Origin of the sequence: Phocoenobacter atlanticus subsp. cyclopteri, assembly GCF_018343795.1 — a bacterium.
In the GTDB taxonomy this organism is placed as follows: domain Bacteria; phylum Pseudomonadota; class Gammaproteobacteria; order Enterobacterales; family Pasteurellaceae; genus Phocoenobacter; species Phocoenobacter atlanticus.
In genome coordinates, this window is sequence record NZ_CP074346.1 from 353,482 (window position 1) to 365,314 (window position 11,833).

Annotated in this window: 11 protein-coding genes and 1 pseudogene; 5 read left to right on the forward strand and 7 right to left on the reverse strand. The window is 33.5% G+C overall.

The window, feature by feature from the left end:
- From aroB to coaD, 5 genes are all read left to right on the forward strand, one after another.
- Complete coding sequence (gene aroB, locus KGI96_RS01695; RefSeq protein WP_211599291.1) at positions 1-1,134, forward strand: 3-dehydroquinate synthase; 1,134 nt, start codon at positions 1-3, stop codon at positions 1,132-1,134.
- Entirely contained in the window at positions 1,124-1,960 is an 837-nt protein-coding gene (locus KGI96_RS01700) for a Dam family site-specific DNA-(adenine-N6)-methyltransferase (RefSeq protein ID WP_211599290.1), read from the forward strand. The genes aroB and KGI96_RS01700 overlap by 11 nt, the downstream gene beginning before the upstream one ends.
- A 61-nt stretch (positions 1,961-2,021) precedes the next feature.
- Positions 2,022-3,245: an O-antigen ligase family protein gene (locus KGI96_RS01705; RefSeq protein WP_211599289.1), complete on the forward strand. Its 1,224-nt coding sequence runs from the start codon at positions 2,022-2,024 to the stop codon at positions 3,243-3,245.
- Positions 3,245-4,534 carry a lipid IV(A) 3-deoxy-D-manno-octulosonic acid transferase gene (gene waaA, locus KGI96_RS01710; RefSeq protein WP_211599288.1) on the forward strand — a complete coding sequence of 430 codons (1,290 nt, stop codon included), beginning with the start codon at positions 3,245-3,247 and terminating at the stop codon, positions 4,532-4,534. Before KGI96_RS01705 ends, waaA begins: the two co-directional genes overlap by 1 nt.
- Positions 4,531-4,998: a pantetheine-phosphate adenylyltransferase gene (gene coaD / locus KGI96_RS01715; RefSeq protein ID WP_211599287.1), complete on the forward strand. Its 468-nt coding sequence runs from the start codon at positions 4,531-4,533 to the stop codon at positions 4,996-4,998. The genes waaA and coaD overlap by 4 nt, the downstream gene beginning before the upstream one ends.
- A gap of 99 nt (positions 4,999-5,097) precedes the next feature.
- Here coaD and msbA read toward each other — a convergent pair whose 3' ends face one another.
- The 7 genes and pseudogenes from msbA to bioD all read right to left on the reverse strand — a co-directional run bounded on the left by msbA (position 5,098) and on the right by bioD (position 11,701).
- Positions 5,098-6,876, reverse strand: a complete 1,779-nt coding sequence (gene msbA, locus KGI96_RS01720) for a lipid A ABC transporter ATP-binding protein/permease MsbA (protein ID WP_211599286.1) — start codon at positions 6,874-6,876, stop codon at positions 5,098-5,100.
- A gap of 80 nt (positions 6,877-6,956) precedes the next feature.
- Positions 6,957-7,232: a type II toxin-antitoxin system YafQ family toxin gene (locus tag KGI96_RS01725; protein ID WP_211599285.1), complete on the reverse strand. Its 276-nt coding sequence runs from the start codon at positions 7,230-7,232 to the stop codon at positions 6,957-6,959.
- Positions 7,222-7,518, reverse strand: coding sequence for a type II toxin-antitoxin system RelB/DinJ family antitoxin (locus tag KGI96_RS01730; protein WP_211599284.1), 297 nt, complete (start codon positions 7,516-7,518; stop codon positions 7,222-7,224). The genes KGI96_RS01725 and KGI96_RS01730 overlap by 11 nt, the downstream gene beginning before the upstream one ends.
- Positions 7,519-7,879: 361 nt before the next feature.
- Positions 7,880-8,578: an LrgB family protein gene (locus KGI96_RS01735; protein ID WP_211599283.1), complete on the reverse strand. Its 699-nt coding sequence runs from the start codon at positions 8,576-8,578 to the stop codon at positions 7,880-7,882.
- Positions 8,571-8,984, reverse strand: a complete 414-nt coding sequence (locus tag KGI96_RS01740; protein ID WP_211599282.1) for a CidA/LrgA family protein — start codon at positions 8,982-8,984, stop codon at positions 8,571-8,573. Before KGI96_RS01740 ends, KGI96_RS01735 begins: the two co-directional genes overlap by 8 nt.
- A 55-nt stretch (positions 8,985-9,039) precedes the next feature.
- On the reverse strand, positions 9,040-10,962 hold the full coding sequence (yoaA, locus tag KGI96_RS01745) for a DNA repair helicase YoaA (RefSeq protein WP_211599281.1): 1,923 nt from the start codon (positions 10,960-10,962) through the stop codon (positions 9,040-9,042).
- An 11-nt stretch (positions 10,963-10,973) separates the two neighbouring features.
- Positions 10,974-11,701: pseudogene (gene bioD / locus KGI96_RS01750) on the reverse strand (dethiobiotin synthase).
- Positions 11,702-11,833: the final 132 nt, after the last annotated feature.

Below are 11,833 nucleotides of genomic sequence, written 5' to 3' on the forward strand. Positions count from 1 at the left end.
ATGTTAAAGGTAATGGTAGAGCTCAATAAACAGCGTAGTACGCCTAACTATCCAATTTCTATTGGGGCAGGTTTATTAGCGTTACCTGAAAGTTATGCACCGTTAAAAGCTGGTGATAAAGTAATGATTGTTTCAAATCCAACCATTGCTCAGCATTACCTTTCAACAGTTACAAAGGCACTTGAACAATTAGGTTGTAGCCAAATTGATAGCGTTCTACTGCCAGATGGTGAACAATTTAAAACGCTTGAATCGTTAAATTTAATTTTTTCTGCACTATTGGAGAAAAACCATCATCGTAATTCTGTGATTATTGCATTAGGTGGTGGCGTTGTCGGTGATATGGCGGGCTATGCAGCCGCCTCTTATCAGCGAGGTATCCGCTTTCTTCAAATTCCCACAACATTATTGGCTCAGGTTGATTCCTCTGTGGGAGGGAAAACAGGCGTTAATCATTCTTTAGGAAAGAATATGATTGGTGCATTTCATCAACCAATCGCAGTAATTATTGATACCAACACATTGCACACGCTACCCAAAAGAGAATTTTGTTCAGGATTGGCGGAAGTTATTAAATATGGTGCTATTTTAGATGTTAATTTTTTTAAGTGGCTAGAAAATCATATTGATGATCTTCTTACTTTAAACCAACCTGCACTGGAATTTTGTATTCAGCGGTGTTGCCAATTAAAAGCAGACATTGTGGCAGAAGATGAAAAAGAACAAGGCAAGCGTGCTTTACTTAATTTTGGACATACTTACGGACACGCAGTTGAAAGCCATTTAGGTTATGGAAACTGGCTACACGGTGAAGCCATTGCTGTTGGTATGTTAGAGGCTTCGGTCTTATCAAATCTATTAGGATATATGACACAACAGGAAATTGCTCGTCTTGAAAAGTTATTAATACGTGCCGTTTTACCAACGGTTTCGCCAGAAGGGATGCAACCTCAAGATTATCTCTCTTATATGTGGCGTGATAAAAAAATGCTAACTAAAAAATTACGTTTAGTTTTATTAAAAACATTAGGTCAAGCCTATATTAATGCAGATGTGAGTGAAGAATTGGTAGTTGAGTCTATTGCACGTTGTTCTGAGGTTTCTTTTTTTAAGAATAATATCAATGAATGTTAAAAAACAGCGTCCTTTTTTAAAATGGGCGGGCGGGAAATATCGCCTCGTACCTGAAATTTGTAAACATTTACCTCAAGGAAAATGTTTAGTAGAGCCTTTTGTTGGTGCTGGTTCGGTTTTTCTTAATACGGATTATGATCATTATATACTCGCAGATATCAATCCAGATTTAATCAATCTTTTTAATATAGTAAAAAATGATGTTGAACATTATATATCGGAACTAGCGGTCACTTTCTTAGATAAAAATGCAAATTCTAAAACTTTTTATTATGAGTGTCGTAATGAATTTAATCTTTCCACAGATCCATTTCGTCGCTCTGTTCTTTTTTTATACTTAAACCGTTTTGGTTTTAATGGATTATGCCGTTATAATAATAAACATAAATACAATGTTCCTTTTGGCGATTATAAAAGTCATTATTTTCCAGAGAAAGAGTTACACTTCTTTTCTCAAAAAGCCCAAAAAGCTGAATTTATTTGTGCAGACTTTAAACAGACATTTGAATATTTAGATCAACACCCAGATGATTATGTGGTTTATTGTGATCCACCTTATGCACCTTTAGTACAAGATTCTAATTTTACTAGTTATTCTAGTGGCGGCTTTAACCTTGAACAACAAAAACAATTAGCTGAATATGCAAAACAACTTGCAAGCAAAAATATTTCTGTTTTGATTTCTAATCACGATACTGAATTTACACGAGAAATTTACCAGAATGCTAAATTATTTAGTTTTCCTGTACAACGTTTTATTGGACAAAATCCGAAATCAAGAGTAAAAGTAAATGAACTGTTTGCTTTATTTACAACAATAAGGTAATTAAAATGTTATTTAGCTTATCAATTTTTTAAATAGTTATACCCGAGTAGGAGATATTATTATGTTATCAATATTAAATCGTATCAATATTTATACTTTACTCACAGGTGCATTTTTTATATTAACTTTACACTTTAGAGCAAGTTATACTATTATTCCTGCGATTTTATTCTTTTCGGGACTTTATTTTATTATTGTTAATCTTAAAAATAAGACATTTAAGATTAACCCTGAAAATAAACTATTTATTGTTTCTTTTATTGGTTACTTTGCATTGTTTATTCTTTCATTGATTATACATCAGGGAAAGTTGAGAGAATTGGATCTACCTAGTCGTATATTACTTATATTACCTTTTTTAACTTTATTTTCTCATATAAAAATTAAACCTCTTTGGATAATTTATGCGATTGTGACAGCTAGTTTTGTTGCAGGTATTGTTGCTATTATCCAAAAATATTATCTACATATTTCTTTTCTATTTCCGCAGCACAATAAAATTCAAGCCAGTGATATTGCGATAAGCCTAGCACTCTTTTCACTTTGTATTTGTCTTTATTTTTATCAAATAAGAAATAAGTTATTTGCAATCTTTGCAGGCATCGCATTTTTACTTGGTTTTATAGCAAGTATTCTTTGTTTTTCTCGAGGAGCTATTATTGGTTTTCTTATTGCGATACCGGTTATACTTTGGTTTTATCGTCATCTCTTTTCAAAAAAAGCATTCTTTATTGTTTTTCTTGCTGCTATTTTATTTGGTTATATAAGTTATAACACGACTGAGACAAAGTGGAATATAGTTTATACGGAAGCTTCTTTGTGTATTAATAAAAATAAATGTCGTTCTTCTGTGGGTACAAGATTAGATATGTATAAAAGTGCATTACACGGTATAGATCAAAAACCTCTTTTGGGTTGGGGGCTCGAAGGTGTAAAAAAAATGCGTAAACAACATGCTGAACAAGGTTATATTTCACGACTGGCAGCAAAATATCATCACGCCCATAATCAATTTTTACACGATGGTTCGGCACGTGGAATATTTGGTTTACTCGCTTTATTAGCAGTATTTTTTGTGCCTTTTAGCTTATTTTTAAAAGGAATAAAACAGAGTGCTAAACCGTTACCACAGCTTTTAGGTATTTTAGGGATTACCCATATTACAGCAACAATGGGTTACTGTTTAACACAATCTTTTTTATCTCATAACTCTGGAACAATGTTTTATTTTGTTGGTGTGACCCTTTTACTTAGCTTACAAAGAATAGCTACACAGGAAGAATAATGATATTAAAATGTTACACAATTATTAGCTATCTACTACAACCATTGATTTTACTTGAAATGTTAAGACGTAGCATAAAGCAACCTGCATATCGACAAAGATTAGGTGAACGTTATGCCATTTATAATCAACAACAGAAAATTAAAAAAAATGGTCTTGTTATTCACGCAGCATCAGTGGGCGAAGTGATAGCCATTACGCCATTAGTCAAAAAATTGCAAAAAGATTATCCAAATTTACCGCTTACCTTTACCACGGTGACACCAACAGGTTCAGAGAGAGTGAAAGTGGCTTTTGGTGATAGCGTTTCCCATTTTTATTTACCTTATGATATTCCTTATTTAATAAACAAGTTTTTAAATTTTGTTCAGCCAAAGGTAATAATTGTGGTTGAAACAGAATTGTGGCCAAATTTAATTCATTATACTCATCAACGAAATATTCCCTTTATTATTGCGAATGCACGTTTATCTCCTCGTTCAACAAAACGCTATGGCTATGTTAAAAAGTTACTTCGTCCAATGTTAGATAGTATTACGTTGATTATGGCACAAGATAAAACAAGTGCTGATCGTTATTTAGAATTAGGCATTGAGGAACAATATTTAATTAATACAGGTAATTTAAAATTTGATCTTAATGTTGATGAAGCATTACATCAACAAATTATACAACTTAAGCATTCATTAAATGTAATTAAACGTCCAATTTGGATTGCAGCTAGTACTCACGAAGGCGAAGATCAACTTATTTTAAATGCACATCAGGAATTATTAAAAGATTATCCAGATCTTATTCTTATTCTCGTTCCTCGTCATCCCGAGCGTTTTGAAAGTGTCGCCAATATTATTAAAAAAACGGAAATGAATTTTATTCGGCGATCGCATCAGCAATCTTTTACCCCTGAAATTTCTATTTTACTGGGTGATACAATGGGGGAAATGATGTTACTTTATGGATTAGCAAATATTGCTTTTGTAGGGGGAAGTTTGATAAAACAAGGTGGGCATAATCCCCTTGAGCCTATTGCATTTAAACTGCCCGTTATTTCAGGTATCCATACTTATAATTTTACTGAAATCTATGAAAAGTTAAAAGATATTAATGGTTTTATTGAAATTCCAAGTGATACACAATCTCTCATTCAAGCGGTACGATCTTTATTAGAAAATGCAACTTATTGTAAAAAGATAGGTGATGCAGGTTTTCAAGTACTCAAAGAAAATCAAGGGGCATTAGAGCGTCACTTAAGTTTACTCACTCCTTATTTACAAGAGAAAACAGAATGAAAGTTATTTATGCAGGAACCTTTGACCCAATAACAAATGGTCACCTAGATCAAATTGAACGAGCTTCAAGATTATTTTCTAAAATTATTATTGCTATAGCGAAAAACCCCACAAAGGAACCTCTTTTTGAATTAGAGCAACGCGTTCATTTAGTACAACAAAGTATTAAACATTTAAGTAATGTGGAAGTGATAGGCTTTGATGGATTACTTGTTGAGCTGGCTCAAAAACACCAAGCAAAGGCACTTCTTCGAGGTATTCGTAACAGTAATGATGTTGAGTATGAAATACAGCTTGCTCAACTGAATGAAAAATTACTTCCAAAATTAGAAACCATTTTTTTTCCTCCATCGGTTGAATGGCGATATTTATCTTCTACGCAAGTTAGAGAAATTTATTATCATAAGGGAGATGTCAGCCAATTTGTTCCTGATGTGGTTAATCAAGTACTTTTAAATTTATAATTTAATTTTAAACCAAACCTAAAAATCAAGCGGTTACTTTGTTAGAAAAATTTGCAAATTTTTCATCAAATCTAACCGCTTATTTTTTATAATTAATCCTTATTGCTCAAATTGTAAGCTATGTAATTGTTTATATGCACCATTTTTTGCAATAAGTTTAGAATGTGAGCCTCTTTCAATAATTTTCCCTTGGTCAATAACTAAAATTTCATCGGCTTTCTCAATTGTTGATAGACGGTGAGCAATCACTAGTACGGTACGATTTTTTTGTAGCTCCTCAAGGGCTGATTGAATGGCACGTTCTGATTCTGTATCAAGGGCTGATGTTGCTTCATCAAGCACTAAAATGGGTGAGTTGCGTAATAATGCACGTGCAATTGCAATACGTTGGCGTTGTCCTCCTGAAAGGCTGACGCCATTTTCTCCGATAATACTATCCAATCCTTGTGGCATTTTTTCAATAAATTCCATTGCGTGAGCAGCGGTTGCTGCTTGAATAATTTGTTCTTGGGTATATTTATCTTTGGCAGCATAAGCAATATTATTTGCAATCGTATCATTAAATAAATGTACCTGTTGAGAAACAATAGAGCATTGTTCTCTAAGGTTGTTTAATTTATAGTCACAAATATCAATGCCGTCAAGGGTAATTTTTCCACTATCAATGTCATAAAAACGGGTAATTAAATTGGCAATAGTTGATTTACCAGAACCAGAACGACCGACTAATGCAAAAGTTTTTCCTGCTGGAAGATTAAAAGAAAGGTGACTTAATGCTGGTTCATTTTTGGTACTGTAAGTAAAAGTGACATCATCAAAACAGATATCACCTTTTATTTGTGTCACACAATGTGTGCCATTATCTTTTTCTGTTGGTAAGTCAAACAACGTAAATAAGGTTTGACAAGCAGCCATCCCTTTTTGGAATTGAGCATTAACTTCTGTTAAGGTTTTTAAAGGACGCATCATTGCAAGTAGAGAAGCCAGTACTGCAGCAAATTCTCCTGCAGTAAGGTCATTCCCCATAATTTCAGGTGAACCCGCAAGATAGAGGACTACACCTAATGCTAAAGAGGCAATAATTTGAATAATAGGATTAGAAATAGCACTTACTGCCATTAACTTCATTCCCTTACGACGCATATCATTACTGGTATGGTTAAAGCGTTGTTCTTCAACTTTTTGTCCTCCAAATGAGAGAACAACTTTATGACCTCGTAGCATTTGTTCGGCACTTTCTGTCATTGAACCCATTGATTTTTGCATATTACGGCTCATTTCACGAAAACGTTTGGAGATGAGACGGACTAAAATGGCAATAATAGGTCCAATGATAAGTAGCACCAAAGACAGACGCCAACTGTAATAAAACATTGTTCCCATTAAGAATATGACATAAGCCCCTTCTCGAACAATGGTTTGTAATGCACTGGCAGAAGCCCCTGCAATTTGTTCTGAATCATAGGTGATACGAGAGAGCAGTTTTCCTGATGAGTTTTGATCAAAAAAATCCACGGGCATAAACATTAAATGCTTAAAGACTTTTTGACGCATACTCATTACCACTTTACCGTTTACCCAAGCAAGGCAATAAGTGGCAGCAAAGCTACTGAAACCACGCATAAATATTAAGCCGACTACGATAAATGCCATCATTTTTAGGAAATCTCTCTGTTCTGTTCCAAATCCTTTATCAATAAGAGGTTTAAGCATAGAAATAAGATAACCATCAACTACTGCATTGATAATTAAGGCGATAACTGAGGCAATAATTCCCCATTTAAAAGGCGTAATCATTGGCCAAAGGCGTTTAAATGTACTCCACGTAGATTGATCTTGGGTAATTTTATCCAAATCAAAAGAGGATAATTTCGTCATAAGTTCTCGTTTATTAAATTACGGTATTTTTACCTTTATAGTATATTGTAAATGCTTTAGTTTATAAATAATAGATTATATCAAAATAATTCGCTATGACTTCCCAATCGTAATAGCTCTATTCTTTCTCCAGTATCACGATATATCAAAACCAAATCAGGTTTTATATGGCAATCTCGACACCCCTTTAAATCACCTGTTAAAGCGTGATCTCTATATTTTTCAGGGATTATCTCATCCTTGAGTAAACAGGACATTACTACTAGATAATCAGAGGATATAGTTTCTGTTAGATATTTTTTCAAATCTCGTTTAAATTGGTTAGATGGCTTTAATATTCTTAATTTATTCTTCATTTGCTATTTCTACCAATTTTTTTAATGCTTCATCAATACTTTCTGCCTGAATTTCATTAGAATTATCATTATCAAGTTCTTGCATTGCGGTCAGTAAGCTTATTTTTGTTTTTTCATTTACAGTATTGCAATAAGTGAGATTAACAGGGATTTCTTTGGTATTAACCACCTGCGTTAAAATCATCTTAATTCCTTGTGATAAACTTAGACCATAGTCATCAAATATTTTGATTGCATTTTCTTTTAATTCTTTATTTAATCTAATTTGATAATTAACTGTTGCCATTTTTTGTACCTGTTTTGTCATTATTTTGTACTTAGTATGAATGATATTCACTTTTTTTGCAAGTGTGAGAGGATTAGCAGGGCAATCATCAATTTCTATCTATGGATGTTAATATAACCTATTGATATATAGTTATATTGTAGAGACAGAGCATGCTCTGTCTATGTGAGGAATTAAATTTGTAAATTTTCACTTTGATCTACCCGCTACCTGCGATATTTATTCCTAATTATGTTTTGTGAGGATTTTTATATCGCAACGGGTGGGATATACACAAACTGTATTGGCTAATTCCCCAACATTAATTAATGTAATTTATTGATTTTTATTAGATTTTAAATATTATCTTGCTTTAGAGTGATTAGCCTATAAATAATAGAATAATTTTCATCACGAAAGGAGCAAAAATAGAAGATAAAACACCACATAGGACTAATGATATGGAAGAAAAACTGCCCATTTTTAAACTCACTTCTAAGCTACGAGCGGTACCTAATGCGTGGCTTACAGCCCCCATTCCTAAACCGATGGCTTTAGGATTTTTAATATTACACCAGTTTAAAATGGTTAAGCCAAAACTTGAACCAATTAATCCAGCAACAGTCACTCCAACAGCGGTAATCGCAGGTTCACCGTTGATTGCTTTAGAAATGGCAACGGCAATAGGTGTTGTCACAGATTTTGGTAATACAGAGGCGAGAATGGCAGTATCGCCGCCGAGTAATAACGTAAAGACTACACCTGTGAGCATTGAAAAAGTCGTCGCAAAAATCACAATGATCAAAATACTTTTCCAATAACGTCGAATTTGCGAAAGCTGTTCATAAAAAGGGTAGGCTAATGCCACAATGGAAATATTGAGTAATTTCACTAAAATTTCATTACCTTGATAATAATCTTGATAAGGTATTTTTGTGGTAATCAAAATTATTGCCAAAACGGTTAAACCAATCAAAAAAGGGCTGAGCAGAGTGATGTTAATTTTTTGACTTAATTTTAAACTGAGTATAAAAACAATAATGGTTAGAAATACATAATAATAGAGATAAATATTAGCCATTGTCTTTTCCTCTTCTAAGTTGATGATGTAAATAACGTTTTTTCTTAAGTTGTTTGTTTAATAACCATTGTGAGAAATACGTAATCACAATTAAAGAAATAACAGTACTTAAAAAAATAGCCAAAAAGAAAGAATTTAAATAGTGACTAAACAGGTATTTGTGTTCAATAATACCGACACAAATAGGGAGAAAAAATAACGTCATATAACGAGTAAGTATTCTGGCACTAGGAATAATCCATTCCACATTGATGATACCTGCCGTCAGACAGAGAAAGAGTAATATCATTCCCCAAATACTGCTCGGAATACCAATAGGAATAAGCTGATTAATACTTTCCCCTAAATGCAACATTGCAAAAAGAATAGCTAAAGAGATAAAAAATTTAATAATTGACTGTAACATTGCTTTTCCTAAGCGGTATGATGTTGATAAAAATTTGCAAATTTATTTGAAGATCTTACCGCTTATTTTTTAAAAAATTAACGACTTTTTGAAGATCTCGTGTTCTTTTTGATCTAGGTAAACTTTTTAAAAAGGTTGCACCATATTGGCGGTTTACTAAACGAGAATCACAAATTAAGATAACCCCTCGGTCTTTGATACCTCGAATAAGTCGTCCAACCCCTTGTTTTAAGGTGATTACGGCTTCTGGAATTTGTATATCATTGAAAGGATTGCCTCCTTGTAATTGGCAATCTTCCATTCGCGCTTTTAATAATGGCTCATCAGGGGAACTAAAGGGGAGTTTATCAATAATAACAAGAGAAAGGGCATCTCCTCGTACATCAATGCCTTCCCAAAAACTTTGAGTGGCGACTAATACGCTATGTTTCTTTTTCGTAAATTGTTCAAGTAATTCACTTTTGCTGGTTTCACCTTGTAATAACACATTAAGGTTACTGTTTTCTCGTAGGAAATCGGCTAATCCTCGCATCATAAAATAAGAGGTACAAAGTAAAAAACATCGCCCTTTATTGGCTTCAATTACGGGTTGTAACATTTTTCCTAATTCAGAAAGGGTATTATTACGGTTGGTTGCAGGCAAGTAGCGAGGAACACAAAGTAAGGATTGTTGTTGATAATCAAAGGGACTTTGTAAAATCATTTTATGGGCACTTTCAATTCCTAAACGTTGGCAAAAATGGTCAAATTTTCCCCCTACCTCTAAGGTTGCAGAGGTAAAGACCCAGCCAATTTTTTGTAGATTAAGTCGATCCCCAAATTTATCTGCCACCGTTAGAGGGGTAATATGTAACCCAAAATAACGCCCATTTCCTTCATACCAGTAACAGTATCCAGTAACGGAAGTATCAGATATAGCTTTAAGAAAGTTTTTTACTTCGGCTAAACGTTCAAAAATTTTATCTAAGGTATCTGAACGTCCTAGGGATTTTTTGACTACTTCACTTAGAAATTCAATATTTTCAATCAATTTATTTAGTCCGCTTGTGACTTGTTGATTTTTAAATAAATCTCTTAAATTTCCTTTTACTGTTATGCCACCAAGTAATAAGCGAAAATCTTGAACGACCTTTTGTAAATGATCAGAAGCTGTACCTAGCTGTTTGGCATCTTTTAATTCAGTACGATACACGATATTGCTATCTTTACAGATATCCAGCAATTGGCGAGAGGTGAGGGATTTTCCAAAATATTGACTGGCAATATCTGGCAGTTGATGAGCTTCATCAAAAATAACTAATTCTGCTTCAGGAATAAGCTCACCAAACCCTGTTTCCTTTACTGCCATATCTGCACAAAATAAATGGTGATTCACCACGACAATATCGGAACTCATTGCTTTTTGACGAGCTTTGACGACATAACATTCTTTAAATTGAGGGCAGTCAGAACCTAAACAATTATCGGTGGTGCTTACCAATTGTGGTAAAATCGGGCTGTCTTCTGCAATACTAATACATTCTGTTAAATCGCCTGTTTTTGTTGCAGTTTGCCATTTACGAACTTTAGATAAATCAGCTAAAACAGAACGATCTCCAGCCACCCCCATTGCAATTAATTGATCTAAACGATCCAAACATAAATAATTGGCTCGCCCTTTTAATAACGCAATTTTTCCTGTGTAATTTAAGGCTTTTTGAATAGTGGGTAGATCTCGATTAAAGAGTTGATCTTGTAGATTTTTTGATCCTGTAGAAATAATGGTTTTCTTTTTTGAAAGTAGAGCAGGGACTAAATAAGCAAAAGTTTTACCTGTTCCAGTGCCAGCTTCTACCACCACAGAATTTTTATAAGTGATCGCCACCCCCACTAATTTTGCCATTTTAGATTGGGCATCACGAGGAGAAAATCCTTTGATATTTTTGCTTAACACACCATTGGCATCAAAGGATTCAATAATTTTTTGTTCTAATTTCATTAAATCTACAATTAGTTACACGGTTTATCGAAGTATTGTAACAGTGGTTGTGGATTTTGAATATACTTAGTCAGCATTTGTTTTGCTGGATGTCGAATATAAGGAATTTCTCCTAATAATGGTGCATCGATTTTCTGATCTAACAGTTCGATTAATTTAGGGTAATAACGTAATCCTGGATTAATCCGATTTGCTACCCAACCGATCAAATTTACCCCTTTTTGACGAATAGCTTGAGTAGTAAGCTGAGCGTGATTGACACAACCTTCTTTAATACCAACGACTAAAACAACAGGCATATTGGTTGATTTGACCCAATCATCAAAATTATATTCCTTATTGATAGGGGTTAACCAACCGTGTGTCCCTTCAACCAACACATTTTGATGCAATTGCTCTAAGTGATATAAATCATCATATAATTTATCAATATTTATACCATTAATTTCACCTAATGCGCTAAAAATGGGCATACTAAAACTGTTAAAAGAGTAGCTAGTAATTTCTTGATAAGCGAATAATTTTGCACAACTGGATTGCAAAATTAATACGTCTTTATTATTCTCACAAATATAATCATCACTATTGGGATCGATAAGATGATCATCATCAGTCCCACAAGCAATGGGTTTATAGGGGCGACAGAAATATTATGCTGTGCAAGTAGCTGTAATAATGCTCGAGTAACAATCGTTTTACCCACACCTGTATCTGTACCTGCAATAAATAAAGAGGCCATTTTTTATTCCTAATTTACTAAAATTAACAATATTTTAACGAAAAAATAAAATGTAGGTTATGTCCTAGATCAAGGTTGATGATTTTAATTAGGTTGGCAAGCGGTAGGATAACCTTTAGAATTTACAAAAAC

Bases quoted from the DNA above. Each gene is read 5' to 3' on its own strand.
- aroB (WP_211599291.1), top strand. From the start codon at position 1: ATGTTAAAGGTAATGGTAGAGCTCAATAAACAGCGTAGTACGCCTAAC.
- KGI96_RS01700 (WP_211599290.1), top strand. From the start codon at position 1,124: ATGAATGTTAAAAAACAGCGTCCTTTTTTAAAATGGGCGGGCGGGAAA.
- KGI96_RS01705 (WP_211599289.1), top strand. From the start codon at position 2,022: ATGTTATCAATATTAAATCGTATCAATATTTATACTTTACTCACAGGT.
- waaA (WP_211599288.1), top strand. From the start codon at position 3,245: ATGATATTAAAATGTTACACAATTATTAGCTATCTACTACAACCATTG.
- coaD (WP_211599287.1), top strand. From the start codon at position 4,531: ATGAAAGTTATTTATGCAGGAACCTTTGACCCAATAACAAATGGTCAC.
- msbA (WP_211599286.1), bottom strand. From the start codon at position 6,876: ATGACGAAATTATCCTCTTTTGATTTGGATAAAATTACCCAAGATCAA.
- KGI96_RS01725 (WP_211599285.1), bottom strand. From the start codon at position 7,232: ATGAAGAATAAATTAAGAATATTAAAGCCATCTAACCAATTTAAACGA.
- KGI96_RS01730 (WP_211599284.1), bottom strand. From the start codon at position 7,518: ATGGCAACAGTTAATTATCAAATTAGATTAAATAAAGAATTAAAAGAA.
- KGI96_RS01735 (WP_211599283.1), bottom strand. From the start codon at position 8,578: ATGGCTAATATTTATCTCTATTATTATGTATTTCTAACCATTATTGTT.
- KGI96_RS01740 (WP_211599282.1), bottom strand. From the start codon at position 8,984: ATGTTACAGTCAATTATTAAATTTTTTATCTCTTTAGCTATTCTTTTT.
- yoaA (WP_211599281.1), bottom strand. From the start codon at position 10,962: ATGAAATTAGAACAAAAAATTATTGAATCCTTTGATGCCAATGGTGTG.